This is a genomic window from Mycobacterium sp. OAE908 (assembly GCF_017872775.1).
Taxonomy (GTDB): Bacteria; Actinomycetota; Actinomycetes; order Mycobacteriales; family Mycobacteriaceae; genus Mycobacterium.
Window position 1 is genome coordinate 1,386,564 of record NZ_JAGGJL010000002.1, and the last position, 26,094, is coordinate 1,412,657.

At 65.3% G+C, this 26,094-nt stretch carries 29 protein-coding genes; 14 read left to right on the forward strand and 15 right to left on the reverse strand.

Translation table 11 applies throughout. From position 1 onward, the window contains the following. Positions 1 to 15: 15 nt before the first annotated feature. The gene (locus tag J3E61_RS31965; RefSeq protein WP_210086616.1) at positions 16 to 873 is read right to left on the reverse strand and encodes a maleylpyruvate isomerase N-terminal domain-containing protein; all 858 of its coding nucleotides are present in this window, start codon (positions 871 to 873) and stop codon (positions 16 to 18) included. 68 nt (positions 874 to 941) lie between these two features. Here J3E61_RS31965 and J3E61_RS31970 point away from each other — a divergent pair, with 68 nt between their 5' ends. From J3E61_RS31970 to J3E61_RS32005, 8 genes are all read left to right on the forward strand, one after another. Beyond that, the gene (locus J3E61_RS31970) at positions 942 to 1,550 is read left to right on the forward strand and encodes a TetR/AcrR family transcriptional regulator (protein WP_210086617.1); all 609 of its coding nucleotides are present in this window, start codon (positions 942 to 944) and stop codon (positions 1,548 to 1,550) included. Between the two features lie 14 nt (positions 1,551 to 1,564). Beyond that, positions 1,565 to 2,371 (forward strand): hypothetical protein, encoded by an 807-nt coding sequence (locus J3E61_RS31975; RefSeq protein ID WP_192722587.1) that lies wholly within the window; start codon positions 1,565 to 1,567, stop codon positions 2,369 to 2,371. 126 nt (positions 2,372 to 2,497) lie between these two features. Continuing rightward, a complete protein-coding gene (locus J3E61_RS31980; protein ID WP_192722586.1) occupies positions 2,498 to 2,752 on the forward strand; it encodes a hypothetical protein in 255 nt (84 codons plus the stop codon). 98 nt (positions 2,753 to 2,850) lie between these two features. After that, positions 2,851 to 4,155: an adenylate/guanylate cyclase domain-containing protein gene (locus J3E61_RS31985; RefSeq protein WP_210086618.1), complete on the forward strand. Its 1,305-nt coding sequence runs from the start codon at positions 2,851 to 2,853 to the stop codon at positions 4,153 to 4,155. A gap of 199 nt (positions 4,156 to 4,354) precedes the next feature. Next, positions 4,355 to 4,672 carry a hypothetical protein gene (locus tag J3E61_RS31990; protein ID WP_210086772.1) on the forward strand — a complete coding sequence of 106 codons (318 nt, stop codon included), beginning with the start codon at positions 4,355 to 4,357 and terminating at the stop codon, positions 4,670 to 4,672. Between the two features lie 220 nt (positions 4,673 to 4,892). After that, the gene (locus J3E61_RS31995; protein ID WP_192722584.1) at positions 4,893 to 5,198 is read left to right on the forward strand and encodes a hypothetical protein; all 306 of its coding nucleotides are present in this window, start codon (positions 4,893 to 4,895) and stop codon (positions 5,196 to 5,198) included. Between the two features lie 66 nt (positions 5,199 to 5,264). Further along, positions 5,265 to 6,215 carry an ankyrin repeat domain-containing protein gene (locus J3E61_RS32000; protein WP_210086619.1) on the forward strand — a complete coding sequence of 317 codons (951 nt, stop codon included), beginning with the start codon at positions 5,265 to 5,267 and terminating at the stop codon, positions 6,213 to 6,215. 9 nt (positions 6,216 to 6,224) lie between these two features. Next, positions 6,225 to 6,995 (forward strand): SGNH/GDSL hydrolase family protein, encoded by a 771-nt coding sequence (locus J3E61_RS32005; protein WP_210086620.1) that lies wholly within the window; start codon positions 6,225 to 6,227, stop codon positions 6,993 to 6,995. Positions 6,996 to 6,999: 4 nt separating this feature from the next. On the opposite strand, the gene J3E61_RS32010 is transcribed toward J3E61_RS32005, so the two are convergent. Genes J3E61_RS32010 through J3E61_RS32020 form a run of 3 tightly spaced genes read right to left on the reverse strand, consistent with a single transcriptional unit; the run spans position 7,000 to position 8,768 of the window. Further along, positions 7,000 to 7,362 carry a DUF732 domain-containing protein gene (locus J3E61_RS32010; RefSeq protein WP_192722581.1) on the reverse strand — a complete coding sequence of 121 codons (363 nt, stop codon included), beginning with the start codon at positions 7,360 to 7,362 and terminating at the stop codon, positions 7,000 to 7,002. Between the two features lie 15 nt (positions 7,363 to 7,377). Continuing rightward, positions 7,378 to 7,941: a hypothetical protein gene (locus J3E61_RS32015; RefSeq protein WP_192722580.1), complete on the reverse strand. Its 564-nt coding sequence runs from the start codon at positions 7,939 to 7,941 to the stop codon at positions 7,378 to 7,380. A gap of 26 nt (positions 7,942 to 7,967) precedes the next feature. Continuing rightward, positions 7,968 to 8,768, reverse strand: coding sequence for a hypothetical protein (locus tag J3E61_RS32020; protein ID WP_192722579.1), 801 nt, complete (start codon positions 8,766 to 8,768; stop codon positions 7,968 to 7,970). Between the two features lie 107 nt (positions 8,769 to 8,875). On the opposite strand from J3E61_RS32020, the gene J3E61_RS32025 reads away from it, so the two are divergent. Next, positions 8,876 to 9,286: a hypothetical protein gene (locus J3E61_RS32025; protein WP_210086621.1), complete on the forward strand. Its 411-nt coding sequence runs from the start codon at positions 8,876 to 8,878 to the stop codon at positions 9,284 to 9,286. Here J3E61_RS32025 and J3E61_RS32030 read toward each other — a convergent pair whose 3' ends face one another. Next, a complete protein-coding gene (locus J3E61_RS32030; protein ID WP_210086622.1) occupies positions 9,287 to 9,742 on the reverse strand; it encodes an SRPBCC family protein in 456 nt (151 codons plus the stop codon). Next, positions 9,739 to 10,722 (reverse strand): esterase family protein, encoded by a 984-nt coding sequence (locus J3E61_RS32035; protein WP_210086623.1) that lies wholly within the window; start codon positions 10,720 to 10,722, stop codon positions 9,739 to 9,741. The genes J3E61_RS32030 and J3E61_RS32035 overlap by 4 nt, the downstream gene beginning before the upstream one ends. Positions 10,723 to 10,840: 118 nt before the next feature. Between J3E61_RS32035 and J3E61_RS32040 the strand changes: the two genes are divergently transcribed. Then, on the forward strand, positions 10,841 to 11,992 hold the full coding sequence (locus J3E61_RS32040) for a Rieske 2Fe-2S domain-containing protein (RefSeq protein WP_210086624.1): 1,152 nt from the start codon (positions 10,841 to 10,843) through the stop codon (positions 11,990 to 11,992). Here the strand turns inward: J3E61_RS32040 and J3E61_RS32045 are convergent. Beyond that, positions 11,947 to 13,191, reverse strand: coding sequence for a secreted hydrolase (locus J3E61_RS32045; protein WP_210086625.1), 1,245 nt, complete (start codon positions 13,189 to 13,191; stop codon positions 11,947 to 11,949). The genes J3E61_RS32040 and J3E61_RS32045 overlap by 46 nt on opposite strands. Between J3E61_RS32045 and J3E61_RS32050 the strand changes: the two genes are divergently transcribed. The 3 genes from J3E61_RS32050 to J3E61_RS32060 are packed head-to-tail and all read left to right on the forward strand — an operon-like array spanning position 13,181 to position 16,430. Beyond that, positions 13,181 to 14,143, forward strand: coding sequence for a Rieske 2Fe-2S domain-containing protein (locus J3E61_RS32050; RefSeq protein WP_210086773.1), 963 nt, complete (start codon positions 13,181 to 13,183; stop codon positions 14,141 to 14,143). The genes J3E61_RS32045 and J3E61_RS32050 overlap by 11 nt on opposite strands. Next, a complete protein-coding gene (locus J3E61_RS32055) occupies positions 14,140 to 15,597 on the forward strand; it encodes an aldehyde dehydrogenase (protein ID WP_210086626.1) in 1,458 nt (485 codons plus the stop codon). The genes J3E61_RS32050 and J3E61_RS32055 overlap by 4 nt, the downstream gene beginning before the upstream one ends. Positions 15,598 to 15,602: 5 nt before the next feature. Further along, positions 15,603 to 16,430, forward strand: a complete 828-nt coding sequence (locus J3E61_RS32060) for an enoyl-CoA hydratase/isomerase family protein (protein WP_210086627.1) — start codon at positions 15,603 to 15,605, stop codon at positions 16,428 to 16,430. Here the strand turns inward: J3E61_RS32060 and J3E61_RS32065 are convergent. The 6 genes from J3E61_RS32065 to J3E61_RS32090 all read right to left on the reverse strand — a co-directional run bounded on the left by J3E61_RS32065 (position 16,427) and on the right by J3E61_RS32090 (position 21,937). Beyond that, the gene (locus tag J3E61_RS32065; RefSeq protein ID WP_210086774.1) at positions 16,427 to 17,809 is read right to left on the reverse strand and encodes a carboxylesterase/lipase family protein; all 1,383 of its coding nucleotides are present in this window, start codon (positions 17,807 to 17,809) and stop codon (positions 16,427 to 16,429) included. The two genes, J3E61_RS32060 and J3E61_RS32065, sit on opposite strands and share 4 nt — an antisense overlap. Positions 17,810 to 17,871: 62 nt before the next feature. Continuing rightward, complete coding sequence (locus tag J3E61_RS32070; RefSeq protein ID WP_210086628.1) at positions 17,872 to 18,297, reverse strand: hypothetical protein; 426 nt, start codon at positions 18,295 to 18,297, stop codon at positions 17,872 to 17,874. Further along, on the reverse strand, positions 18,294 to 18,767 hold the full coding sequence (locus J3E61_RS32075; protein WP_210086775.1) for a MaoC family dehydratase N-terminal domain-containing protein: 474 nt from the start codon (positions 18,765 to 18,767) through the stop codon (positions 18,294 to 18,296). The genes J3E61_RS32070 and J3E61_RS32075 overlap by 4 nt, the downstream gene beginning before the upstream one ends. 53 nt (positions 18,768 to 18,820) lie before the next feature. Then, the gene (locus tag J3E61_RS32080) at positions 18,821 to 19,234 is read right to left on the reverse strand and encodes a nuclear transport factor 2 family protein (protein WP_210086629.1); all 414 of its coding nucleotides are present in this window, start codon (positions 19,232 to 19,234) and stop codon (positions 18,821 to 18,823) included. A 13-nt stretch (positions 19,235 to 19,247) separates the two neighbouring features. Then, complete coding sequence (locus J3E61_RS32085; RefSeq protein ID WP_210086630.1) at positions 19,248 to 20,807, reverse strand: AMP-binding protein; 1,560 nt, start codon at positions 20,805 to 20,807, stop codon at positions 19,248 to 19,250. Further along, positions 20,807 to 21,937: a Rieske 2Fe-2S domain-containing protein gene (locus tag J3E61_RS32090; RefSeq protein WP_210086631.1), complete on the reverse strand. Its 1,131-nt coding sequence runs from the start codon at positions 21,935 to 21,937 to the stop codon at positions 20,807 to 20,809. Before J3E61_RS32090 ends, J3E61_RS32085 begins: the two co-directional genes overlap by 1 nt. 86 nt (positions 21,938 to 22,023) lie before the next feature. On the opposite strand from J3E61_RS32090, the gene J3E61_RS32095 reads away from it, so the two are divergent. After that, the gene (locus J3E61_RS32095) at positions 22,024 to 23,265 is read left to right on the forward strand and encodes a cytochrome P450 (RefSeq protein ID WP_210086632.1); all 1,242 of its coding nucleotides are present in this window, start codon (positions 22,024 to 22,026) and stop codon (positions 23,263 to 23,265) included. A gap of 17 nt (positions 23,266 to 23,282) precedes the next feature. On the opposite strand, the gene J3E61_RS32100 is transcribed toward J3E61_RS32095, so the two are convergent. Beyond that, positions 23,283 to 23,762 carry a DinB family protein gene (locus J3E61_RS32100; protein WP_210086633.1) on the reverse strand — a complete coding sequence of 160 codons (480 nt, stop codon included), beginning with the start codon at positions 23,760 to 23,762 and terminating at the stop codon, positions 23,283 to 23,285. Continuing rightward, positions 23,762 to 26,050: a CoA transferase gene (locus tag J3E61_RS32105; RefSeq protein WP_210086634.1), complete on the reverse strand. Its 2,289-nt coding sequence runs from the start codon at positions 26,048 to 26,050 to the stop codon at positions 23,762 to 23,764. Before J3E61_RS32105 ends, J3E61_RS32100 begins: the two co-directional genes overlap by 1 nt. Between the last annotated feature and the right edge of the window lie 44 nt (positions 26,051 to 26,094).

Sequence of the window (26,094 nt, forward strand, 5' to 3'; positions counted from 1 at the left end):
ACAACTGTATACGCGCTACGGGCTGTAGAGCAGCGTGCCGAACCTCATTGCCAGCCAGGGCTTGCGGCCGCCGGGGCGTAGCTGGCCGCGCAGCACGGGTGACAGTTGCCGGATCCTGCCGTAGCCGAGCAACAGGAAAGCGACGGGGTCCGCGGTGATCACACAGTCGGCCCTCTCGCCGGCCGCAGTGACGACCGCCGTGCCGTCGGCGACGGCCAGCCGGTAGCTGGGGCCGCCGCGCATTCGCAACTCGAAGCTGATTCGTGCGCCTGCTGCGCGCTGCGGCCGCAGGTATTGCGGCGCAACGGCCAACACGCCGGGAATCACCAGAAACGCGTCGGCCTTGTCGATCGGCCATTCGAGCTTGGCCGTGCGCGAGATGTCGAGCCCGTGGATCAGCTGCTCGCCGAGCAGCAGTGAGGCCATCGTCGCGGGCCCGATCACCAACCCGTTGGGAGTCTGGATCTCGACGCTCGGATCGGCGTTGGCGGCCACGGTCAGGTAGGCGTCGGCGGCGACCTCGAGCATGTCGGCCAGCGTGTGCAGGTTGCGCTCGCGCACCTCCTCGAGGTGACGGGCGTTGACCTTCGCGCTGAGCGCAGAAGGCGATTCCGTCGGCCGGTTGAGGTGAGTCATATAGCCACCTGCGTGACGTGTCAGTGCCTGGGTGTAGTCACGAAGATCACCGACGACGTGTGCGGCGGTTTCCGCGGCGGTCCAGATCAGGCCGGGCGCGGGCGCGTCCGGTTTGTCGATGCTGCGCCAGAGGTCGGCGCTGCGTGCGACGGCGCCGCGCAGCGCCGCCAGGGTCGGGCTGTAGGCGCGCCGGGTGTCCTCGCCCGGGGCGCTGAGATGCACGGGGGCTGATGTCATAGAGCAACTATTTCACATAATGTCACTATGTCAATAGGGTATTCTCGGTCTACGAGGAGGAAAACCAGATGTCGGATCAGCCCGCTACGCTGCGCGCCGAACAGGTCGCGCAGACGCGAGCGGCACTGATCGCGGCGGGCCGCAGGCTGTTCGGTGAGCACGGCTTCCGGGCGACATCGGTCGACGACCTTGCGCGCGAGGCCCGCGTCACAACCGGAGCGCTCTATCACCACTTCCCCACCAAGACAGCGCTTTTCGAGTCCGTATTCGTGCAGGCTCACACCGACTTGATGAAGGCTTCCGCGAAGGCGGCGCACGGAGCGACGGATGGCGTCGATGAGCTGGCCCGTGCCTTCGAGGCGTTCCTCGACGGCGTGCTGCAGCCGGACATGCAACGCATCCTGATCGTCGACGGGCCCGCCGTGCTCGGTCTCGCCCGCTACACCGAACTCGACGAGCGGTACGCGCACGCGGCGATCGTGCATTCGCTGACGGCCGCCGCCGCCGCGGGCACCATCACGGTCGAGGACCCCGAAACCGTGACTCGGTTGCTGCTCGGCGCGCTGACCCGCGGCGCGATGCTGATTGCCAACTCGGCCGATCCGGTGGAGACCCGACATGCAGTCGCCAAGTCGATGCGGACACTGTTATCGAGCTTCACTCCGCCCCGCGGATGAGGGATGGTGGACGCATGACGCGTCCGCTGCGCCGGTTCGACCCGTTCCGGCCGCTCGACATGCTGACGTCGCTGTGGTCGACGGCGGCGGTCGCGCCGGTCAGTACCGGGGCGGCGGCGGCTTATCGGACGTTGTTCATGACGCTGCGCCGGCTGGTCGTGGGGCGTCGGCTGACGGTTCGGTTGGACGACGGCGACCTGATGCTGACGGTCACCGAATTCGACTCGCGGCTCGACGTACGTGGGTTGTCAGTGGGCCAGCTCAACGATGTCCGGCTCGCGGCACGTGACATCTATTGGAACGGGCATCGATTCGACCGGGCGACTGCGGTGCTGCACAACGTCCACATGAAGCCGACCGCACCGCCGGTGCTGGTGGCCGCTCCCGTCGAGTTGACGCTGGAGATCCCTGCGCCGGTGCTCGACGACCTGTTCCGGTGGGCGGTGCCACGGTTGTCCGGTGAGGTGGGTGCCGACGGGATCGCGCGACTGCGGCTGGCGCGCAGGCCGCTGCTGGGGCACGTGGAGGTCGAGGCGCATCTGGACGGGTCGACGCTGTGGCTCAAGCCGCGCGGGGTGGCGGTTCGGCAGTCGCAGTGGAAGCTGCCTGGGCGGACGCCCGCATATCCGGTGCGGTTGCCGGAGCTTCCGCACGGCCTGACCATGACCGGTATCAGCTTCGCGCCAGGGGTGGTGCGCCTGGAAGGCACGCTGCCGGAGTGGCGGATGGATCTCCCGCGAAAACGCTTGGAGGACATCATCAATCAGCTCAGTGTCGTCGGCGTTCCGCTGAATCTTGCCAGGGTGGGCCGGTTCTTCTAGGTACGGGCTGTTTCCTTCCAAGAATTTCCCAAGCGGGCAGGTTCATCCTTTCCTCACCAATTCATGATCGTCGACTACAAGAGGCGCCCGCCAGCGCATCTGAAAGGAAACCCAACAATGAACATCGTGCCCGCACCCATCGAGAACTACACCAAACGCATCCCCCGCAACATTGCCCTCTGGCAGGGAATCGCAGGCATCGTCATCGCGCTGTGGTCCGTTGTCATGCTCAGTGTGGTGCTGTACGCGGCTTCGCCGTTCTCCATCGTCGAGGTGCCCACGGGCACGCTCATTGTCAGCTTTGTGAAATGGGTTGCGGGCATTGCCTTCGGTGCCTTCCTTGCCGTCGCCTTCCTGCAGCGCTACGCCAAGCACCCCTGACGTCCGACCGAAGCGTCGACCGCAAAAACGCAAAAGGGCCGCATCTCTGCGGCCCTTTTTTGGCGGCGATGCCTCGGTGCGCGGCTTAGACTTCCGCAATGTTCTCGGAGACGCGCTACGCGTTGAACGGGGACTTGCGCGTCGCCTATCGCGCCTCGCCCGAGGGTGCGAGGGACATTGTGTTCGTCCCGAACTGGTTCACCTGTTGCGAACTCTTGCCAGAGCTAGCCTCGTTCCGGGAGTGGGTTGAGGCGATGGCTTCTCTTGGGCGGCTCATCTTCTTTGATCAGCCGGGAACGGGAGCGTCTGATTCCTTCGCCCCGGGCGCGCTGCCGACGTTGGAGCAATGGGCTGACAGCATCACCGCGGTGCTCGACGAGCTAGGAAGTCCCGAGGCGGTTCTGCTCGCGTCGGTGGGCGCGTTGCCCCCAGCGGCGCTGTTCGCCGCCACCCACCCATCTCGCACTACCGCGCTCGTTGTGTTGGAGGGGTATGCGGATCCGGTGAGTGAAAGCACGCACGAGGCCGCTGCGGCCATGACCGCCATGTGGGGCACAGGCGAATTCCAGCACGTGATCAATCCCGACATGCCATGGAACGAGGAGATTCGGGCCGCCTGGGCGCGAGAGGAACGCCTGGCAGCAAGTCCAGCGGCTTTCGCGCTGGTACTACCGCTGGTGACCGAAATCGACGTGCGGGCCGTGCTTCCGGCAGTCCGCGTGCCGACCCTCGCGCTCCACCACAGAGACGACCCATTTATCCTGCCCGCGCACGGCAAGTACGTCGCCGACCAGATTTCAGGCGCGAAATACGTTGAGCTGCCTGGACGCAACCTGTATCACTTCGTGGAACCGTGGCGCGAGTCTTTCCAGGAGATCGCCAAGTTCGTCACCGGCGAGCAGGCCGACGTAGCCGAGGATCGGGTGCTCGCCACGGTGTTGTTCACTGACATTGTCGGCTCGACGCAGCGTGCCGCCGAGATGGGCGACCGTGACTGGCACGCCCTGCTCGATGCGCACGACGCCGTCGTACGGTCGCAGCTCGCCCGGTTTCGAGGCCGCGAAGTCAGCACAGCGGGTGACGGGTTCCTCGCGATGTTCGACGGCCCGCAGCGAGCGATCCGCTGCGCCATGGCAATTCGCGATTCGGTGCAGGCGCTCGGCATCCAGGTGCGTGCCGGGCTGCATACCGGTGAGTGCGAGATCCGCGGCGACGATATCGGCGGGATCGCCGTGCACATCGGCGCGCGAGTGTCGGCACTATCCGGGCCAAATGACGTGCTGGTGTCCAGCACGCTGCGCGACCTGGTGATCGGGTCTGGGCTCGAGTTCGAAGACCGTGGCATTCATGAGCTCAAGGGCGTGCCCGGCGAGTGGCGCCTGTTTGCCGTCGCCTCTCGATAGCCCACTGGCGGACCTGCGCTGTTTGCTGCACCCGAAGCCCGCGGCGTGGGATCATTTGCTGGTGGGCGACGATGACCCCGAGAAACGCATCGCCGGGCTGGGCCGCCAGTTCGCCGAGCAGGAGCCGCGAGGTCAGCAGGCCCAAGTAGTGGGCGCCCCCGAAGCCGGCTTACGCCAGCGCTGGCGACTCGCGCGCGGCATGGTGAAGGTAACCGGTCCGAATGGGGTGCAGTGGACGGTGTATCGCCGGTGGTTCCCCAACTGGAACCTCTCCTTCCTCCCCGATACCGACCGCGGCGGTGACCTCGACACGTTCTTCTTGGCGGTGGTATGGCCCCCCTGGTTCATTGCCAAGTGGTTCGGAGTGCGGTGGATCATCCTGGTCGAGCGCAACGGAAGAGAAGTGGGCGAGGTGCGGGAGCGCGGCTGGCGTAAGTCTCAGCGGCGCATCCACGAGATCGCTGAAGCGGCCGTTGCAGGGACGCTGCAAAAGGAACTCGCCCGAAAGCAAGACTGACCGCAGGGGCGGCTGCGACCACGAATCCCCCACCGACGCCGGCCCGACGAAACCTCGGCTCCTATCTCAGTGTGTGGATCAAGTAGCGCCTGGAAATAGCCGGCCGCCGAACCGCGCCGCGCCACGCCGGGAGGTGATGGTCGTCACCGACGTGTGCGCAGCCGGAATTTATTGGCTGACCAGCCCGTTTAAAGGTCTAGACATTACGAGAGGAAATCGCATGAAGAAGTTCGGACTCGCAACAGCACTGATCGCTGGCGCGGGGGCGGCGATCATCGGGCTGGCGGCTCCGGCAGCCGCTGCGCCGAGCGGTCCCGGCAACGCTCAACAGACGATCAACGAGCTGCAGGCCCAGGGTTACACCGTGATCGTCAACCGACTCGGCGCGGCACCGCTCGACCAGGCGGCCGTCGTCGCCGTTCGGCCGGGCCAGACATATTCGCGCACGGACACCGGCGTTCCCGGTGCCGGCAACGACATCTACACCACCGTCACCGGCAAGACGGTCTTCGTAGACGTGAAGTAAGTCTCACCGCCAAGGCGGGGCATCCAATTGGGTGTCCCGCCTTCGTGTTTGGGTGATGCTGTAGCCGTGATCGAACTGGCGCGCTATCAGGAGGGCCCGTCGAGTGTCGTCGTGTCCCGCGATGGCGACGAACTCCGGTTCTCGTCGTCATACGACGACTACGGCAGAACGATCACCGAGGAATCCCGCATGGCGGTGGCCGACTTCGTCGCCAAGGGCGAAGGCCCGTGGCCGTGGTATGACCTCGGCGACAAGCGCGAGGGCGCCCTCATGGTTCTCGATGCGCTCGGCGTCGCCTGGCCGGACTGGACGAACCCGTTGCCCGACGAAGTCCTCGACCTTTTCGATCGCGCCCGCGCCGGAAGCACCGAAGTCATCGAACTGCTCGCGTGGGGCGCCGAACCCGATCCCGTGGATCCCTGTGGCGCGACACCGCTTTGGTACGGGGTGCGCTCGCTGTCGGCGGACATCGTCGTCGCGCTGATCGACGCAGGCGCCGACGCGGGCCGTCGCATCGAGCTGTCCGCACAAGGCGAGAAGTACACGACGATCGTGCACGAGATCGTCCGACTCGGCCGCCCTGTCGCCCTCGCCCACGCACTCGCCAAGGGAACGCGGCCAGGCGCGACCGACTCCGACGGCGCCACGCCGCTACACGTCGTCGACGGCACCAACGACAACGTGAACCCCGAAATCGTCCGCGCCCTCGTACGAGCCGGCGCGGCGATCGACGCCGCAACCCCTGGCGGCACCCAGCCCATCGAGCAGGCGGTCCGCCAAATTCTGCCCGCGACGGTCGCGGCGATGGTCGAACTGGGCGCCGACGCCGCTCGGGGACTCGATGCACTGTTGCCGTGGTGGGCCACGGTCGGCGTGCGCTATTCCGGCTACCGGGCGAAAGAGGTCGCAGACGTCATCGACATCCTGCGTGCGGGTGGCGCCACCGTCACGGACCGGCACCGCGGATTCGCCGCCACCGCAGGAGCGTCGCAGGTAGAAGCCGCGCTTCGCCGCTAGAGTCACGGTGTGACCGGGTACACCCGATACGTCGCGATAGGTGATAGCCAGACCGAGGGACTCTGGGACGGCGACGACTCCGTCGGGCTACGCGGATTCGCCGACCGACTGGCAGAGATGGTCGACACGCACCACCCCGGGCTGAGGTATGCCAACCTCGCCGTGCGCGGCAAGCGGATATGCGATCTCCTCGACGATCAGTTGCCCAAGGCGCTCGAGATGCGGCCTGACCTCGTCACCGTCTGCATCGGCATGAACGACGTGACGCGGCCGGGGCTCTACTTCGACGACGCGCTCGCCGAACTCGCGGACCTCTACGCTCAACTCGCCGTGTCCGGGGCAACCGTGGTCACCACCACCTTCCCCGACATCGCTGCGATCGTGCCGATCGGCCGCGTCCTCGAGGCGCGGGTGTTGCGAATCAACGCCGAGATCAGACGTGCGGCAGACTGGTACGACTTCCGGCTTGTCGACCTGTACAACGCCCCGTCGATGACAGACCCGGCCACCTGGAGCGCCGATCGTGTGCACGGCTCACCCCGTGGCCATACGTTGTTCGCCGCGGCGGCCGCCGAGGCGTTGAATCTGCCTGGGAGCAACCATGATTGGGCTGAGCTTGGCTCCGCACCGGCCAGACAGACGCTGCGCTCGAAGGCGTACTCCCAGGCCCTGTGGACCCAGAACATGTTGATGCCGTGGTTGTGGCGGCACGTTCGCGGACGGTCGGCCGGTGACGGTCGCGGCCCCAGGCGGCCGCAGCTGCAGTCCGTCGCCGCCTGAGCAACTAGAAGCCGAGAAGCCCCAACGGAATCGGCGACTCGCCGTTGGCGATCGACGACACGGCGGTCGGGCAGAACAGAGAAATCGCGATGCCGGTGAACATGGTCGCCGGGCCCAGTGACATCCCGCCCGCGTCCGCGACCTTGGCGGCGACGTCGGCGGCATTCTGACCGGGCTCGGCCAGCATCGGGCACACCTGCTGACCCAGCGCGGCCGCATTCGTCGGGTCCACGGCGCCGATCCCCGCGTCGGTCAGGGCAGAGAGGAACGCGTCATCGGTGGTGTCGGCCTGCGCGGGAGCGGCCCACACCAGGCCGGAAGCCAGCACACCGGCGGACAGGACGAGGGCGATTCGTTTGCGCGACACAGCGCAAGCGTAGCGTCAGACCCCGCTCCAGGCCGCATCGATACTGGTCGCCACATCGATGACCTTGGCTTTTTGCGAAGCTGGGCTGTCAATTTCGCCCGAGACATGCGCCGAGATGAACCGCCTGACCTCGGCGTCGATGTTGCCGAGCACGCGCACCACCTCCGCGCGCAACGACTTGGACGTCACGTGGATGGAGATGTCGGACGGCCGCGGTTTCTCGACATCGAGGATCAGCAGAAGCGGTTCGGCTGCCCGTGCCGTAGCGCTCAGTGTGATCTCGCCGAACACCATGAACTTCGGCTTGTCGATGCGCAGGTCGACGACCATGTCGATCTCGAGCGGGATTCGGATGTCGAAGGTGATCTCTTCGGCCACTGTGCGGGTCACCCTGGGGTCCATGATCCTGACCTTGGCGGTCACTTTGGCGATTTTGCCCGGCCCTTGACCCATGGGGCCCATCTCGAAGGCGTCCCCGGCGATCGCGGCGATCGCGTTGCAGACCCGCTCCTCGCTGACGGCGACCTCGAAGAACCTTCGCCCGAACTGCTCATAGGTCATGTAGTTTTCGGCGTCCATGTTGACCTAACCGTCTCACGTCCTACTCAAGCCGCCTCGCTGAACACGCGAATCCGTGTGATCGCTACGGGTTCAGTACCCACTTCCGCAAAGATCACGCTGCGCTGCCCGGCGCGCTCGGTGGCCGCGACGACGGCGTGGCCCGATCCGATGAGCTTGCGCCAGCGCGCCCCTGAGAGGTGTTTCAAAAGGTCGCCTGCGCTCAGCACGACATCGTCACCGCTGGAGATGTGCACCTGGGCTGCGAGCCGCCTTCGAATGCCGACCTCGTCGCCCGCGCATGCCGCGTCGAGGAAACGCGCGACGCACCCTTTGGCCCCGCCGCCGATTCCCCGCAACCCGCCGAGGAATCCGAGCGTGCCGACCAGACCCTGGTTGCGCAGCAGCAGGTTTGACAGCTGAAGGCCGGCCGGCACTGCCCGGATTCCGGCGCGCAGGAATTGGCCGACCATTGCCGGCAATTCCCAAAATGCCGACAGCGCAGCAATTTTCAGCTGACCCGCTTCGTCGGCTAGGTCGTAGCGGATGTATACCGGCACCCGCATCGTCAGCGTCGAGGCCATCGTCACCTCGAGCTCGCCGTCGCGGATGACGGTCGGGCCGACGACGATGTCGACATCAGGGTGATACCGGATCACCCGTGGGCCGATGAATGTGTCGTAGAAGGCGCCGATCGCTCCCACTCCCCTGTGCGGCGTGGACCCGACCGGGTCCTCGACGCGGCCGTCGGAGGTGAACAGTCCCACCCAAGCCATGCGATCGCGCGCGCCCGCGGCCGCCGGCGAACGCTCGGCAGTCGCCAGCATGTCGGCACGCGTGAAGGTCATATGGGTTGCCTACCACTCGCCACCGGCCTCAGTCGACTACTTGACGATGCGCAGGCACACTGTGATTACCGCAATGTCGCGGGGCATGGCTAGCAGGAGGAACCGCAATGAGCAGCAACGGGCCGTTCGGGTTCGACCCCGATGAATTTGATCGGGTGGTCCGCGAGGCCGGTGAGGGCCTGCGTGACGCGCTCGACGGAGTCAGCAGGTTCTTCACCACGTCCGGTGAGCGGGCCGGGTGGGCGACCATCTTCGACGAGTTCTCGCGGCACACGCGGCCCAGAAGCGAGCCCGAAACCACCGGCGAGACCGGCGACGGCGTGTGGGCGATTTACTCCGTCGACGACGAAGGCAGCGCCCACATCGAAGAGGTGTATCCGACCGAGCTGGATGCGCTCAGAGCGAACAAGAACAACACCGACCCGGCCCGTAAGGTGCGCTTCCTGCCGTACGGCATAGCGGTCAGTGTGCTCGACGCCGGCGATAACCAAAGCGCGTCACCTGAGGCCACCGAGTAGTCATTCGAAACAGTGGCGCATCCCCGCCAGCATGGTGGTGTGCGCCTTGACGGCCTCACGCACCGTCATCGCCGCCAACACGCGCGGCGCCTCGATGTGCATGCATTCGGTGATTCGCGTTCCCACGTCGATCGGATCGAAAGTCACCTTCGTACGCAACCGAACCCGCGGAAACTGATCCGCTTCGGCCAGTACTTCGCCGACGTCGGAAACGTGCAGCCGTGCCACGTAGTTTATCCGTAAATTCAACGGCCCCAACGGAATCCGGTCCTGCACGCGGTAGCTCGTGAAGTATCCATCCGCGGTTTGGCGCTGACCGGTCACGCACACTGCTACCACAAGGGGGTGCACCCGTTTGATGTTGTCCAGGTCGACGTAGAACTCACGGACCGCATCGGGAGGTGCCGGGATCTCCTCGGACACTGTGCGCTCCGCGTGCGCAACCCACCAACTCACGCCTGCGCGGCCGGTGTTGCGCCCAGCACTCGCTGGATGTCGGGCTTCATCTGCTGCAACTGCTGGCCGGCGTAACCCCATGCGTGGATGCCTTCGGGGAAGTTGAACACGGCGTTGTTCCCGCCCGCGGCGACGTAGGCGTCGGCGAAGGCATGGTTGGAGTCGGTGGCCATGCCCTCGAGGAAGCCGAGACCCCCGATGGGTGCGTCCGGACTGGCCAACGCGGGGTCTGTCGGGGTGCCGTTGCCGCAGTAGATCCACAACCTGGTGCCGTTGGCGGCCAGCCTGCCCGCCTGGAGCGTGGGGTCGTTGCGGGCCCAGGCCGGATCACCGGGTGGACCCCACATCGCGTCGCGGCCGAAGCCGCCGTTCCACGTCATCGCGATGCCGACCTGGCCGGGATCTGCCGAGAGGTTCAGGAAGCCCGACAACGATCCGGCGTAGCTGAACTGGTGGGGGTGATAGGCGGCGAGCACCAGTGCCGAGGAGCCGCCCATCGAGAACCCCACGATCGCGTTGCCGGTCTGCGGCGTGCCCTTGTTGGCGGCAAGCCAGGCCGGCAGTTCCTGGGTCAGAAAGGTTTCCCACTTGTAGGTGTAGGTGCCGTTGTTACCGACCGCGGGCGCGTACCAGTCGCTGTAAAAACTCGACTTGCCGCCGACAGGCATCACAAGCGACAGGCCCGATCCGTTGAACCAGTCGAACGCCTGGGTGTTGATGTCCCAGCCGTTGAGGTCGTCACCGGCCTCCATGCTGTCCAGCAGGTACACCGCGTGGGCGGTTGCACCGCCGCCCAAGAATTCGACCTTGACGTTGCGGCCCATGCCCTGCGACGGGACCTCGAGGTACTCGATCGGCAGCGCTGGGTTCGAGAACGCGTGCGCCGAAGCGGTGTCCCCCGCGACATTGACCAACCCCGGCACCAGCGCAGTCGCGAACGCCGCGATCGTGAATCGACGCATCCACCCCGTGAACGCCATGGCTGCCCCTTCGTTCAGGCCCCGACCCCGATGAGCGGACGATACGCGCAACAGGAGCATCACCAGTCACTTTTCGGCGACGGTTGGCAATTGTTATAAAAACAACAACAATGGCGGTATGGATCGCGACCAGCTCATCGATCTCACGCGTCGCGCGGTCAAGCTCGCACGCGACAAGACCACTGACCTCACGCCGACGGAGCACATCGTCGCCGCGGATACCTACACCTCGCCGCAGCGCCACGCGCGGGACATCGCGATGCTGCTGGCCAGCCCCCAACTCGTCGGCTATGTCTCCGAACTCCCTCGGCCAGGCACCTATTGCACCAAGACGGTGATGGGGCGGTCCGTTCTGCTCACTCGCGGCGCCGACGGCACCGTGCGCGCGTTCGACAACGTCTGCCTACACCGCCAGTCGCGCATCGCCGAGGGTTGCGGGGCCGCGCGACGGCTTGCCTGTCCCTACCACTCATGGACCTACGACCTCGACGGCAACCTCGTCGGCATCCCGGGAAAAGAAGGATTCCCCGAAACAGGTTCGGGCGCCAGAAAACTCACGGAGTTGCCGGCCGCCGAATGTGCGGGCTTCCTGTGGATCTCACTGGATCGCGACGCGACGCTGGACATCCCGGCATTCCTCGGGCCGCTGGCTGACGAACTGGAATCCTGGGGTATCGGGCGATGGGCGCCGTTGGGCGAGAAGGTGCTCGACTGCCCGATCAACTGGAAGCTCGCGATTGACACTTTCGCCGAGAACTACCACTTCGCGACCGTGCACAAGAACACGTTCGCGACGATCGCGCGCAGCAACTGCACGGTGTTCGATTCGTTCGGCCCGCACCACCGACTTGTCTTTCCTCTCAACGGAATTCTCGATCTCGAGAACGTTCCCGAGGAGCAGTGGGATCCGCTGCATGCCATGGTCGTCATCTACGCGCTGTTTCCCAATGTGGTCCTCAGTTGCACGATCGCCAACGGCGAGCTGTTCCGCGTCTACCCAACCGACGTGCCGGGCCGGTCGATCACCGTGCACCAGAACTCAACGCCGTTGGACTTGTCCGACGAGTCGACGGCCGCCGGTGCCGCAGCGGTTTTCGATTACGCGCACGCCACGGTCCGCGACGAGGACTACGCGCTTGTGGCAGGTCTTCAGGCCAACCTCGAGTCCGGCGCCCGCGAGCACCTGGTGTTCGGGCGTAACGAACCCGGGCTACAACACCGCCATCAGACGTGGGAAGAGGCGATCTCGGCCAGTTCCCAGTCCCGGTAGAGCGCCAGCGACCGCTCGTAGAAAGCGAAGCCGCTCACCGGCTTTCCGCGGAACGTGCCGCGGTATCGATAGGGGCCTTCCATGTACTCCAGCGGAAGCCCATGTGCGGGCGCAGGCACCAACGGCTCACCCGTGAGCTCGAGGTCGAGTTGCCGTGACGTCAGCCGGTGTCGGTCGGGCATGTACCGCACCGCCGATGGTGGGGGGACCAACGTCTTGACCTCATCGGGCCACCGCACGTAGCTGTCGATGGTGACCTCGATGTCGTCGGCATATTCGGGGTCACTGTCGGGTGCACATGTGGTCGCGCCCGAGAATGGTTGCAGCGCATTGTGATCGGTGCGGTCGAACTGACGCCAGATGGACAGGTCGAGGCCGTTGTCGAGGTTGATCGTGCGCCACTCGTGCGCCCGTGAGCGGATATCGCCAGTCGGTCCGCCGCTGTTGGCGACCAGCGGAAACCACTGCCGGTCGACGTGACCCGTGCTTCCGGAAACCTGTTCCTGCACCGCTCCCCAGCGCAATGCGCCGGTCATGGCCATCCGCGTCTGGAAGTAGGAATACGTCTCGGCCTGGCCGAAACACTCGACCTTGCCGTTGTACGCCGCGCCGCCCAGCGGGACGGGGGCGCGCGTCGGCGTGACATGTAGGTCCAGTCGCATCGCGTCGCCCCGTGCATCCGTGCCGACCAAGGTGACGTCGTAGGTGTACGGCACCAAGTCACCCTGCGGGTCGCGACACGTTCGCCACACGGCCTGGCCCGCATCGCTGTCATACGTCAACCCGAGGTGGCCATCCTCGAGCGTCATCTTGGGTCTCGCTCCCGGCGCCATGTTGGCGGGTGGCATGTCGTAATCGGTGTAGGTGCCGTACTCGCCGTTGTCGAGGTCGAACAGCGCGAAGGTGTGAAAGTCGGCGACGATCGACTGGCCTGGTCGGTTCTTGTTGAAGATCGTCAGGAACGCGAACCGGCGGCCACTGTCAGCGGTCAGTTCGCCCGCGATGAACCAGGTGTCCGACTCGAAATCGGGGTGATTGCCTTCGGCGGCTGGGAAGTTGAGCTGTGGGTCTGTCGGCACCAGCTCGAACGGATACGCACGCCAATCACGGTTGTCCACTGCACCTGCCTTTTTTGCTATGTTTACAGCAATAGCAACTTTAGCGGTCCAGACGGGCGGTGACGCCGTGATGAGTGACATCGGCAAGCGCTTTCCGTTCGACGCCTACCCCAAGGGCTGGTTTCAGGTCGCCTACAGCAGAGACGTCGACGCCGGACAGGTCGTCGGCCTGCACTATTTCGGCCGACGATTGATCTGCTACCGCGGCGAATCCGGAAGTCCGTACGTGCTCGATGCGTACTGCCCGCACCTCGGCGCAGACATCGCCGTCGGCGGCACCGTGACAGACGACTGCATCACGTGTCCGTTTCACGGTTGGCGATTCGACGGCGCCGGGTCGAATGTCGAGATTCCGTACGCGAAGACGGTCAATCGCACCGCCCGGTTGCGGGCATGGCCGACCGTCGAGCGGGCAGGTGCGATCTTCGTTTGGCACTCCGAGGCATCGACCCAACCGGATTGGGAACTGCCGAAGATCCCCGAGAGCGAAGATGCGGCGTTCACGTTCCACGCACCTGAGGAAGCACGCTGGCGCTTCCGGTCCCATCCGCAAGAGGTGTTCGAAAACACCGTTGACATAGCGCATTTCGCGACCGTGCATGGCGTTTCCGGGTTCGGCAACCTCGATCTGGAGACGGACGCGCACCGGCTGCGGGCAGTCGCCGAGGTGACGTTTCAGACGCCGCGCGGTCCGGTTTCGGGTGCGGTGGACTCCGAACTGTTCGGCATGGGGCTCGACGTGGTCCGACACCGCGGCCTCGGACGGTCATGCACGCTACTGACCGTCACCCCGATCGACGGTGAGTTCGTCGATGCCCGCTACACCTTCTTCGTGCAGACCGAACCGGAGACGGGTGAGATGACGCGGATGGGCCTCGGCTTCGCCAGAGACTTTTGCAGGCAGATCGAACAGGACATCCCGATCTGGGAGAACAAGATCTATCGAGACCGTCCGCAGCTGGCCCGCGGCGAAGGCGCGATCACCGAATTCCGCGCGTGGGCGCGGCAATCCTACGAGGAGGCGTATCCGTGAGATCCCTTGTCTACGACAAGCTCTACATCGGTGGCAGTTGGCAGCTACCGGCCACCGGACAGCGACTCTCGGTGATCTCGCCACACAGTGAAGAGCCGATCGGTGAGACGCCCGAAGCGTCTCCCGAAGACGTCGACAAGGCGGTGACCGCCGCCAGGACCGCGTTCGACGAGGGACCGTGGCCGCGGATGACGCCGGCCGAGCGGATGGAGAAGATCGAGAAGCTGGCGGCGGTGTACAGCGCCCATACCGACGCAATGGCCGACCTGATCACCGCCGAGATGGGATCCCCGCGCAGCTTCAGCCGGCTGGGGCAGGCCGCAGGCGCGGTGGCCCAGATACATCTCAACCTCGCAACGGCACGCGAATTCCCTTGGGCCGAGCGGCGGCAGGGCTTGTTCGGCGAGGTGCATGTGCGTCGGGCGCCCGTCGGTGTCGTCGGCGCGATCGTGCCGTGGAACGTGCCACAGTTCCTGATCATGCCCAAGCTCATCCCTGCACTGATCGCCGGCTGCACGGTTGTCGTCAAACCGGCGCCCGAAACACCGCTGGACGCAATGTGGTTGGCCGAGATGCTCGACGAGATCGACCTGCCGCAGGGCGTGGTTTCGATCGTTCCCGGCGGACGCGAAACCGGTGAAGCCCTGGTCCGCCATCCCGGGGTGGACAAGATCTCGTTCACGGGCTCCTCGGCCACCGGCAGGCGGATCGCCGCGCTGTGCGGTGAACAGCTCAAGCGGGTGAGCCTGGAGCTTGGGGGCAAATCCGCGGCGATCATCCTCGACGACGCCGACATCGACCGCACCGTCAAGCATCTGAAGATGGCCAGCCTGATGAACAACGGGCAGGCGTGTGTTGCGCAGACTCGGATTCTGGTCAGCGAGCGCCGCCATGATGACGTTGTCGACGCTCTCGCGGCGATGATGACGGGGCTGCAGGTCGGCGATCCCGCCGACGACGACACCGACATCGGGCCGCTCGTCGCGCAGCGGCAGCAGGAGCGCGTGCAGGGCTACATCAAGACCGGCGTCGATGAAGGTGCACGAATCGTGTTGGGCGGCAGCGACAAACCGCGCGATCGTGGCTGGTACGTCCGACCGACACTATTCACGGATGCGAACAACGAAATGCGGATCGCTCGTGAGGAGATCTTCGGCCCGGTGCTGACGGTGCTGAAGTACACCGACGAGCGCGACGCGGTCCGCATCGCCAACGACAGCGACTACGGGCTGGCCGGATCGGTGTGGACCGCCGACGCCGCCCACGGGCTGGAGATCGCTGCCAAGATTCGGGCGGGCACGTACGGCATCAACATGTACACACTCGACACCAGCGCTCCGTTCGGCGGGTTCAAACAGTCCGGCATCGGACGTGAATTCGGTGCTGAGGGTCTGTCCGAATACGTCGAACTGCAATCGACGGTCAGTGCGGACAAGCTTCCAGAGTTGCGCTGAGCGCGATGAGCGAGGTAGCGCTGGAGCGAAGCGGCGCTGTCTTGGCGCTGCGGCTCAACAGGCCAGAGCAGCGAAACGGCCTGACCGGCACACTGCTCATTGAATATCTAGCCGCTCTCGAAGAGGCGCGTCGTGATGACGCCGTGCGCGTCGTTGTCACGACCGGCGAGGGTGACACGTTCAGCGCGGGCGCCGACCTGGACGACCTCGATAGCGGCAATCAGGACCTCAACGCGCTCATGCACGAAAACCTGGGGCTGACAGACACTCTCAGCACAGCAGATCGCGCGTATGACCGGTTGGGCATCGGCCGGCAAACGCTGGCTATCAAGGACTTCGACAAGCCGCTGATCGCTGCGGTGAACGGTGCCGCGGCGGGTGGTGGTTTCGCGCTGGCCATGCTCCATGATATTCGCCTCGCGTCGGAACGCGCCACGTTCACCACCGCGTTCGTGCGGATCGGGCTGGTGGCCGAGATGGGCTTGAGCTACACGCTGCCGCGGGCCGTCGGGCTCGAGGCGGCGATGGACATGATGTACACCGGACGTCTGCACGATGCCGAGGAAGCGTTGGCACTGGGCATGATTCGGCGTGTGCTCCCCCACGACCGCTTGATGGACGAGACGATGAGCTACGCCGAGCAGATTGCGGCACAGCCACCGATCGCGGTGCAGTTTACGAAGCGAGCGCTAGCGCGTTCACTCGACAACTCGCTGCCAGCACAGCTCGAACTGGAGTGGCCCCATCAAGTCGCCGCCTTCGAAACCGACGATGCGAAGGAAGGCATCGCAGCGTTTCGCGAGCGGCGCCCGCCGCGGTTCACCGGACGCTAGGTCTGCAGATCCAGTGTGCCGAAGCGGTGCGTGGCCCAGATCCGGCGCGACCGCTCCTCGGGATACGGCTGCGTGGTGGGTTCTGCGGTATAGACGCGAGTCAGACGCGTATCGGGGTGGTAGCGCGCCCACCCGGGCTGCCCTGTGGCCGCGAAGGTCACCCAGTCAGAACGCATCTGCCGGGAAATCCTGCTGGCCTCGTCTGCGGCATTCGGGTATGCGGCGGGATGGTTGCGCACAACATCGGCGGTCAACGTGCCGAAGAGAAGGAGAAAGTCGAGGCTGTGCGACGCATCCTCGTCGCGGTTGAAGCCCCAGCAGAGTTCGTAGGTCCAAACGTCCCCACCGCCCGCATGCGCAGCGTCGGCCAGGTGCAGGCTGGGCATTCGAAATAGCCAGTCGGAGTTGATGATTTCGCGCAGTTGTGCGGGGTCAGCTGCGGGATACGCGGCGCGGTAAGCATGAGCGTCGTGCGGAAAGGGTGGCAGATGACCGAGACCTGACGCGAACAGTCGGTACTCGTCACGTGTATGCCCGACGAGCAGGTCTATGTCCCGCGCGGCACCGCCGGCCAACGCCCGCCACGGAGCGCTCGGAAGGACATCACCGTCGACGACGGGTGAGAACGGCGTCGGCGTCAACGCCATCGGCCCCCACACGTCGAATCCTTGCGGCATCCTTGCGCGGATCTCGGCCGTCGCGTCGATCAGCCCACGCGGCGAGATTCGCGCCAGATCCTCGACCGTGGCACCCACATCGACCTGCGCTGCAATCGCAGCCGAGATGGCGGCCGCCAGGCGCGGTGAGAAATAGGTGCCCGGCATGCTCTGCGGTATCGCGCGACGGAACAGGCCCGCAGCCATCGGCATGGCAAGCAGCGCAGCGATGCAGCCGCCGCCGGCGGACTGCCCGAACACCGTGACATTGCCCGGATCGCCGCCGAATACTTCGATGTTCTCCTGTACCCAGCGCAGTGCCGCGATTTGATCGAGCAGACCTCGGTTGTCCGGAGCCCCAGCGATATGGGCGAAACCCTCAAAGCCGGTGCGGTAGTTCATGCTGACCATCACCACACCCGAACCGGCGAGAATCGTACCGTCATGGTGCGGATTGCCCGAGGTGCCCTCGAGGTACGTACCGCCGTGGATCCACACCATTACCGGGAGCCCGGCGGCAGCGAGCTCCGGCGACCAGATGTTGAGCGTCAAACAGTCGTCGGAGTCGGTATGGCTCGCTTGGGGAACCGGTGGGCCGAACTCGGCAACGTCACGGACCCCGTCCCACCACGCAGCTGGCACAGGGGCCTTGAACCGCAGCGGGCCGAACGGCGGCTCGGCGTACGGGATGCCCCGAAAAACGGCAACTTCGTTCTCCCACATGCCACGGACAACACCCGCGGTCGTGCGGATCTCAGGGCGGTTGGCCACTCGACCAATCTAAGCTATCCCCGGAGTTCGAGCGTAACCTCTGCGGGACAGCACAATTCGTCGCGCTGATTGAAGATGCCGATCTCGAGGTCGACCAGGTGCCGCGGCGCGTCGCCGGACGTATCGATGCGCTTGCCGGTCACTCGGCCACGCGCCACCATCGAATCGCCCGCATAGATCGAACCGAGCAGTGACACCTTGCGCCTGACCACCCTGCTGTACGGCCCACCGAAGTCGGTGGCGATCCGGTCGATGAACCCCGCGAGGTGCATCGTGTTGACGAAAATCGTTGGGTGCCCGTGCTCTTTGGCGTACTCCGGGTCGAAGTGCCACGGCACGTAGTCCCACGTCGTACCCGCGTTCATCACCACGCGTTCGTAGCTGATCGGGTCGGCCACCTCTGGCAGCTGCGCCTGCACGGTGACCTCGTCCCACGTCATCGGTCACCTGCGGGGCTGAAACGAAACAACGAGTTCGTGCACCTGGCGACGACCGCACCGTCGCCCCGGTAGTAGGTCTCCAACGTCTCGATGAAATGCCCTGTGCCGACACGGGTCTTCTTCTCCGGCGACACCGACACGACCTCCTCGACCACGCTGAGCATGTCGCCTTCCACCACCGGCAACAAAAACTCGGCATCGTTGGACGCATTGATGATCGCCGTGCCTGGCAACGGGACCCGGACGGCAATCGACGCCGTCGGCGCCTGGCCGGTGGGCACCCACGGCGGCGGCATCAGCAGACCGATGAGCAACGCGGGTGGCGCGACGAGACCACCCCACGCCGACCGTGCGAAGTCGACATCCCAATACGACGGGTTGGGGTCGCGCACCATCGACGCGAAATGCTGTATCCGCGCGCCACTCACGGCGGTGCCTGCGAATCTCGGCTGCGTTCGCGTGCCGACCATCCGAAGTGCGTCCTCGTATGTGCCGAACGCGAATTCGTAGGACAGGTCTGCGGTCACACCGGCAACGCGCTCTCCCGCGGCGCGAGATCCCACTCGAGTTCGCGCGACGTGAAGTACCAACCACCGCGCTCGTAGATGAGCTGATCGGTATATGTGCCGGTGGCGCGAAGTTCGGCGCCGACGAACACCAAGCCGACGCACCGCTGCGTCGCTTCCACCCCGTCGACCGTTATCTCGTGGTCGACGGTGACGAGGCGCTTGCCGTCGCCGCCATTGAAGGCCGCGCGCAGGTCGGTGAACCTCTCCCCGCCGCGCACGACCGTGGCACCCGCGTGGCGGAACGTCGTGATCCAGCTTTCCAGGTCTCCTGCCGAATACGCGCGGTTATAGCGGGCGTTCAGATTGAGGATTGCCGCCCGGCCCGCCAGCCCGTCCAGCACGAATTGCTGTTGGTACGTCAACGTCATGTCGTCTCCCGTCCTACCGGCTCAACACGTAGCCGTGTGCCTCACGGTCCCAGGCGCCTTGGCCCAGTCCCCTGTCGCGGAGCACGTCTTTGCGCACGCGCCCGATCACGTTCTTCGGAATCTCGTCCAGGACTTCCAGATACCGCGGCACGCAGAAGTACGGCATCCGCGCCGAGCAGAAGTCGAGCAACTCGGCGTACTCCAGGACCGCGCCGGGCCGCAGCGTCACGACGACGAGAATGTCGTCCTCGCCAAGATCACTCGGGATGCCAACCGCTGCGGCCTCCAACACGGCCGGATGACGCATCACTGCCTGTTCGACTTCGACCGAGGAGATGTTCTCGCCGCGCCGCCGCAAAGAGTCCTTCACCCGGTCGACGTATGTCAGATTGTTGTCGCTGTCCAGATAACCGAGATCACCCGTCCGGAACCACTCGGGATGGGGTTCGACCTGCAGTGGGGGCCCGCCGGACGCCGACGCCACATACCCCTCGCTGATCGCATGTGGCTTCCGCGCCCGGCAGGCAATCTCCCCTACCATACCCTCGGGTACGGGTTCGCCGAGCAAATCGACGATCCGTACGTCGAAATCCGGATTGATCTGACCGGAGGTGCCTGGCTTTCCTTCGTCGGACACTGCCTTGTAGGCGATCGGAAACGCCTCGGTCATGCCGTACATCGTCACGATGCGGCAGCGATACCGCTCCTCGATGGCGCGATACATGTCGGCGGCAATGGGAGCCGCCGAGATGAACCGAAGCCCGATCTCGGCGTCGCGCCGATCGGGCGGCAGGTTCCACAGCATCGACACCATCGCGCCCGCCCCCGCGAAGCCCACGGCGCCACACGCCCGTATCTCGTCCCACACCTCACGCGGATGAAAGGCGCTTGCCAACACGCTCGTCCCGCCGACCAGCATTGGGGCCAGCACCGTCGGCGCCGCGCTGAGATGGAAGAGCGGCATGGCCGTCCACAGCACGTCACCCGCCTCGAATTCCCACGTCGACGCGACGGTGGCCGCCGCAGTGAACAGGTATTGCCATGTGGTGACTACCGCCTTCGACGGCCCGGTGGTGCCGGACGTGAAGAACAGCGCGATGTCGTCGGGTTCGGCGGTGGCTCCCGACGGCGGATCGGTCGACGCGGCGCTCAGCGCATCAGCGAGCGAATCACCTTGCACCAGTACCGATCTCAAGGTGTCCACGTCACCGGCCACCTCGGCAAGCCGACCCTGTCGATCAGCATCCGTGACGGCCACCGCTGCGCGCGACAGCCGCAGCGTGTGGGACAGGAACTCGCCTTTGCTCGCCGCGTTGACCGCCGCGGGGACCGCGCCGATGCGGCCAGCCCCGAGCCAGAAGTACACCCATTCCGGGCACGTTCCGGTGAAGAGCGCCACGGTCTCACCCCGCTTTACGCCGAGACCCACGAGCACATTGGCAGCGGCGCAGGACCTGTCTCGCATCTGCGCGAAGGTGACCGGTGTTCCGGCGATCGACATCATCACGCGGTCGCCGAATTGCTGTGCGCGCAGATCCAGTACTGCCGGGACGGTGAAGCCCGCGTCGGGCATTACACCCTCGCTGCAGCCGGGTCGGGCTCGCCGTCGGCTGTGTAGCCGAAATCTCCCGCCGCCGGCTGTTCACCGGGATAGAACCGGTGTGCCCAGCGCCGCAAGGCGGCGTAGTCGTGCGCCTCCTCCGGAGCGAGGTTGGGCTTCTCCAGGTATTTCATGTTCTCCCACGTGAAGAAGTCCTGCTTGATGACTTCCTGCTGCAGTTGCAGGAACCTCGCCGCGCGACCGGTGGGCTTGTCGCCGGTGTCGCCGGGTTCGCGGATCGAGGCCTGGGTGTAGAAGTAGTCGGTGTAGTCCTCGTCGACCGGCGTCTGGCCGGTCACCTGAACGGTCGCCACCAGATCCGACGGGAAGCGCACGACACCCAGCCCCAACGAGTAGTTGTCGTAGATGATCTTGGCTTCGACGGGCCCGTTGGGTGTCAGCCAGGTCTTGGCCCGTCCGCCACCGAAATCGGCGTTGACCGTGGCGTGCAGGTGGTAACCGCTGACTTCGAACGAGGCGGTGTTGGCCGGGTTGGCCGCCTTGTGCACATATTGCACGTGGTATGGATCGGCCGCGTTCTCGATGATCATCTGTGCATGCACCTTGACCCGGTTGACCATCCGGGTGTGCGGGTGCAGCGGGTAATACTCGTCGGTCTCCAACTCGGGCAGCACCGGCGGCTGCCAATACGGAGCGCGGCCATGGCGCTCGTGCCAGACGAGAATGAAGCCGTACCACTCGGCCACCGGATAGGCCTTGATCCGAACGTTCTGCTTGCAGCCGATCTTGCTGTACGGGATCAGCGCGTTCGTGCCGTCGCCGTTCCAGCGCCAGCCGTGCCATGGGCAGACAATCCGCTCGCCCTCCACGGTGCCGCCGACGCCCATGTTCGCGCCGAGATGTTGGCAATAGGCGTCGAGGACGTTGATCTGGCCGGCTTCGGTACGAAAGATCACCAACTCTTCACCGAAGTAGTGCGCCCGCTTGACCTGGCCGGCGGCCAGCTCGGAAGCGAACCCGACGATGAACCATCCCGTTGGGAACCGGTACTTCGACAGGCTGATGCCACTGGGCCCGAACTCGCGTTCCGACGGGTCTGTGGTGTCCGCAACCGTGTCCGCCACTGCTCTCTCCGTCCGCACGCCAACCGGGCAGGTCAGGGCCTGTCCATTGCCTATTTTTACTATTTTAGGCATTCTAGGTCAAGGTCACCCAACGAGGAGCTCACATGCCAACGACGACTCCGGTCGATCTTTCCGATGCTGCGTTGTGGCAGAACGGTTTTCCCGATGATCTGTTCGCAGAGTTGCGTCGCGAACGCCCGATCTTCCACCACGAGCGCACCGATGGCGTCGCCAAATCCGTCCACCGCGACTTCTGGATGACGACCAAACACCGGCACGCCCAGCGGATTCATCGCGATACCGACTCGTTCACCGCGGCGGACGGCCCGCTCATCCAGACCATCGGCGTGATGGCCGACATTCCAACGATCATTCACATGGATCCACCCGAGCTGACGAAGCGGCGCAGGGTGATGTCGCATGCGTTCACTCCGAAGGCCATCGCCAGGCTCGAGGAAGGCATCCGGACGCGGGCCAAGTCGTTGGTCGACGGGTTGCTTGCGGCGGGCAGTGGTGACTGGATCGAGGACGTCGCCGATGTGCTGCCGATGTCGGTCATCGGCGACATCATCGGAATCCCCGACAGCGACCGGCCGGAGATCTTCGAGACGTTGGACCGGATCCTGAAGTCGGCCAATGGTCAAAACGCGACGGCGACCGAACAGGAGCAGCTCGAACTGTTCGGCAAGGTCTTCACCTACGCGCTCGAACTCACCGCGGAAAAGCGGCGCAACCCGACCGATGACATCTGGAGCACCCTGGCCACCGCAGTCGTCACCGACGAGAACGGCGAGCAGCTGTCCATTCCGGCCAACGAGCTCGAGATCTTCTTCTACGTACTCACTTTCGCCGGCAGCGACACCACGAAGAATGCCTTGGCCTTCGGGCTGCAGGCATTTGTGGCCAATCCAGGTGAGATTGAGCGGTACCGCGCCGACGAGGCGATCCGGTCGAGTGCAGTCGAGGAGGTGCTGCGCTGGGCGACGCCGGTCGCGTTCTGGACACGCAGCACCAAGGTCGACGTCGAGATGGATGGCATCACCATCCCGAAGGGCGAGCGAGTGGTCTCGATGCTGCGCTCGGCCAACCGCGACGAGGAAGTCTTCAACGACCCGTTCACATTCGACATCAGCCGTACGGAAAACCAGCACGTGACGTTCGGCGGCGGCGGACCGCACCACTGCCTCGGCGCGATGCTCGCGCGAGCCGAGATTCGCGCTGTGCTCGACGAGTTGCTCTGTCGCGCAGACGATATCGAACTCGGCCAGCCGACCGTGTCCTACCCGAACCTGACCAACAACATGTCGATCTTCGACGCGATGCCGATCTCGTTGCGGGCGCGGTAGAACCAGATCTGGAGAGGTCAGCCGGCGAGAATCTGTTCGCGCAGAATGTCGGCGTGGCCGCAGTGGTGCGCCAGCTCGCGCAGAACCTGCAGGTACACCCAGTGCACTGTGCGGGGCCCCGCACGATGACCCGTCACGACGGCGTCCAACGAGAGGTTGGCCACCGCAGCCCTGGCCGTCGCGCAGGCTTGCATGTGGGCCGCCTTGACGGCGGCAATGGTGTCGTGGTCGGCGAGTTGGAATGACTCTTCTGGAGTGTTCACCAGGCCGAGTTCCCGACGAGACCTCCCCCCGATGCACTCCTCGAACCACACTCGCTGCATCCATGTGACGTGCTTGAGCAGGCCGAGCAGCGTCGTCGCTGAGGGCACGAGCCGACGACGAGCCTGCTCCTCGGTGAGGCCATCAAGTGTGTTCTCGATGGCGCCGCGGTACTCCTCAACAAACGATTCGAGTTGGGTGCGTTCGTCATTCAGAAGCACGTCGAACGCTCCCATCACAGGCCCTTCGGGCGGGTGCCGATCACACCCTGGGCGGCCAGCCGCTCGAGATCCTCGCCGGTCAGCCCGCATAGTTCGGTCAACACCTCACCATTGTGCTGCCCGAGCGTCGGCGGTGGGCGATGCAGCCACCTTTCGTTGCCGTCGAGCAGTGTGAACGGTGGTGTCGGATACCAACCCTCGCCTGTCCGTGAATGGTCGAGCCGCTCGAAGAATCCACGGTGCCGAAGTTGCGGGTTCTCCGTCACCAGCGACGGGGAGACGACGGCGGCCGCCGGAATCCCCTTGTGGGCAAGCGCATCAACGGCCGCGTCGAGGTCCTGACCGGCCAACCAGTCACTCAGCTCGATGCCGCCCGTCAATTCCGACAACGCCGTCTTGTGCGCATCGGTTTGCGCGCAGATCGCGATCCAATTGTCGTCGCCCGTGCACCGGTACAGATCCTGAATCGCGCCGGCGTGGCCTCGGTTGCCCCGCCGCTCCAATATCTCGCCGAACACCTCGTATTCGATTGTCTGCGCGGCGGTCACGTTCAGTACGGTCTCGATCATCGGCACCTCGACCAACTGGCCGCGGCCGGTCCGCTCGGCGAACTCCAGTGCGCACAGCAATGCGAACGCCGCATGCACACCGGCCAACGGGTCGCAGGCGCCCCGCGGTGGCACCGGCGGTCCGTCGGGCAGGCCGGTGACCCACGCCAACCCCGCTATCTGCTCCATCGTCGGCGCGAAACCGACGCGGTCGCGCCACGGCCCCGTCAGGCCGAAGGCTGGCATCCGCACCACGACCAGGTCCGCCTTGATGGCAAGCAACGCGTCTGCGCCAAGGCCGAATTGGTCCATCACCCGGGGCGAGAAGTTCTCGATCACCGCGTCGGACTGACTGACCAACTGCTTGAGGAGTCGGACGCCGTCCTGTGACTCCAGATCCAGTGTCACCGACCGCTTGTTGGTGTTCATCGCCTGAAAGAGCCAGCCGTACTCCCACCAGTCGTCGACGTCAGTGCGCATGCCACCCGAATAGCGGATGCCGTCGGGCCGCTGGATCGACTCGATCTTGATGACGTCAGCGCCCAGCGCGGCCAGTGCATGAGTTGCGGCCGGACCGGCCCAGAACGCGGTCAGATCGACGATGCGAACTCCGGCCAGCGGCAGGTCGGAGGCGGTCACGTCAACGGATTCTCTTGGCTGCCAAAGTGTTTCGCCATCCGCTTCGCCTACGGCCGGCGCCGGCCGCACGGGGGCGGGTGCTGCGGCCGACATCAGCCAGGGGGCGCGCGGCTGGCGGAAGCCCGTCGGGTTGTCGAGGTAGACACCGCGCTCGCGCAGGTGGTCCATCTGGGGAATGGTCGCGCCGTTGCCGAGCGGGGCGATGGGCAGCCGGAACAACTGGCCGAGTTCGACGATCTCGTCGACAGTGCGCTCGCGCATCCATGGTCCGATGCGTTCGCGAATCCAGTCCCGGTAATCCCAGCGACCGATCTGGAAGCGAAGCTCCGGGATCTCAGTCAGCTCCTGACAATCCACCATCGCGGCGAAATCGAGCCACTGCTGGCCGGTGACCATGCTGATGCCGACGTAGCCATCGGCGGCTTCCTCGATCGACGGGACTTCGATCGAACGCTTGATCGGCGGTACCTGCAGTAGCTGCGAATGCAACCACTCGCTGCTCTGCATCAGCGTGATCGCCTCGAGCATCGACATGTCCAGGTGCCCGCCCCGCCCGCCGCGACGGACCCGGCGCCGCAGAGCCAACGCCCCATAGGCGGCACAGGCTCCGCCCATGTACTCCCCCAGGTCCCCGCCGATCGAGATCGGTGGGCCAGCAGGATCACCGCGGAATCCGGTCAGCCCCGAGACGGCCTGCAGCGTGAACTCAGTGGCCGGGCGGTCCGACCATGGGCCCGTCAAGCCGAAGTCGGAGATTGACACCACTACGCACTGCGGGGACGTGGAGCCGAGCTCGCTCCTCTGGGTGGTGATCAACACGTCCGCGCTGCCCAGCAGTTCCTCGGATGCGGCTGTTACGCTTCGCTTCCCAGCATTGAGGTAACTGAACAGTGGCGAATCGATGCCCTCAGCAGGCACGGCGCCGGTTGTGGTGAAGCGGCGCAACGCATCTCCCGCGACAGGCTCGACCTTCACCACATCGGCCCCCGCGGCGACGAGCAACTTGCCGCAGTAAGCGCCGGCGATCCGGTCGCTGATCTCGACGACGCGAAGATCATGCAGCGGGGTTGGCGAATCGCCGGTCAACCGCACATCCTCCCGTGGTTTCTTTATCATCTTAGTAACTTTTGTCGGATAGCGGTGCCTGCGAGCAGGCGAAT

Excerpts from the sequence above, each read along its gene's own strand:
- J3E61_RS31965 (WP_210086616.1), bottom strand. The coding sequence starts at position 873 with ATGACATCAGCCCCCGTGCATCTCAGCGCCCCGGGCGAGGACACCCGG.
- J3E61_RS31970 (WP_210086617.1), top strand. The coding sequence starts at position 942 with ATGTCGGATCAGCCCGCTACGCTGCGCGCCGAACAGGTCGCGCAGACG.
- J3E61_RS31975 (WP_192722587.1), top strand. The coding sequence starts at position 1,565 with ATGACGCGTCCGCTGCGCCGGTTCGACCCGTTCCGGCCGCTCGACATG.
- J3E61_RS31985 (WP_210086618.1), top strand. The coding sequence starts at position 2,851 with ATGTTCTCGGAGACGCGCTACGCGTTGAACGGGGACTTGCGCGTCGCC.
- J3E61_RS31990 (WP_210086772.1), top strand. The coding sequence starts at position 4,355 with ATGGTGAAGGTAACCGGTCCGAATGGGGTGCAGTGGACGGTGTATCGC.
- J3E61_RS31995 (WP_192722584.1), top strand. The coding sequence starts at position 4,893 with ATGAAGAAGTTCGGACTCGCAACAGCACTGATCGCTGGCGCGGGGGCG.
- J3E61_RS32015 (WP_192722580.1), bottom strand. The coding sequence starts at position 7,941 with ATGGACGCCGAAAACTACATGACCTATGAGCAGTTCGGGCGAAGGTTC.
- J3E61_RS32020 (WP_192722579.1), bottom strand. The coding sequence starts at position 8,768 with ATGACCTTCACGCGTGCCGACATGCTGGCGACTGCCGAGCGTTCGCCG.
- J3E61_RS32025 (WP_210086621.1), top strand. The coding sequence starts at position 8,876 with ATGAGCAGCAACGGGCCGTTCGGGTTCGACCCCGATGAATTTGATCGG.
- J3E61_RS32035 (WP_210086623.1), bottom strand. The coding sequence starts at position 10,722 with ATGGCGTTCACGGGGTGGATGCGTCGATTCACGATCGCGGCGTTCGCG.
- J3E61_RS32040 (WP_210086624.1), top strand. The coding sequence starts at position 10,841 with ATGGATCGCGACCAGCTCATCGATCTCACGCGTCGCGCGGTCAAGCTC.
- J3E61_RS32050 (WP_210086773.1), top strand. The coding sequence starts at position 13,181 with ATGAGTGACATCGGCAAGCGCTTTCCGTTCGACGCCTACCCCAAGGGC.
- J3E61_RS32045 (WP_210086625.1), bottom strand. The coding sequence starts at position 13,191 with ATGTCACTCATCACGGCGTCACCGCCCGTCTGGACCGCTAAAGTTGCT.
- J3E61_RS32060 (WP_210086627.1), top strand. The coding sequence starts at position 15,603 with ATGAGCGAGGTAGCGCTGGAGCGAAGCGGCGCTGTCTTGGCGCTGCGG.
- J3E61_RS32065 (WP_210086774.1), bottom strand. The coding sequence starts at position 17,809 with ATGTGGGAGAACGAAGTTGCCGTTTTTCGGGGCATCCCGTACGCCGAG.
- J3E61_RS32070 (WP_210086628.1), bottom strand. The coding sequence starts at position 18,297 with ATGACGTGGGACGAGGTCACCGTGCAGGCGCAGCTGCCAGAGGTGGCC.
- J3E61_RS32075 (WP_210086775.1), bottom strand. The coding sequence starts at position 18,767 with ATGGTCGGCACGCGAACGCAGCCGAGATTCGCAGGCACCGCCGTGAGT.
- J3E61_RS32080 (WP_210086629.1), bottom strand. The coding sequence starts at position 19,234 with ATGACGTTGACGTACCAACAGCAATTCGTGCTGGACGGGCTGGCGGGC.
- J3E61_RS32085 (WP_210086630.1), bottom strand. The coding sequence starts at position 20,807 with ATGCCCGACGCGGGCTTCACCGTCCCGGCAGTACTGGATCTGCGCGCA.
- J3E61_RS32095 (WP_210086632.1), top strand. The coding sequence starts at position 22,024 with ATGCCAACGACGACTCCGGTCGATCTTTCCGATGCTGCGTTGTGGCAG.
- J3E61_RS32100 (WP_210086633.1), bottom strand. The coding sequence starts at position 23,762 with ATGGGAGCGTTCGACGTGCTTCTGAATGACGAACGCACCCAACTCGAA.
- J3E61_RS32105 (WP_210086634.1), bottom strand. The coding sequence starts at position 26,050 with ATGATAAAGAAACCACGGGAGGATGTGCGGTTGACCGGCGATTCGCCA.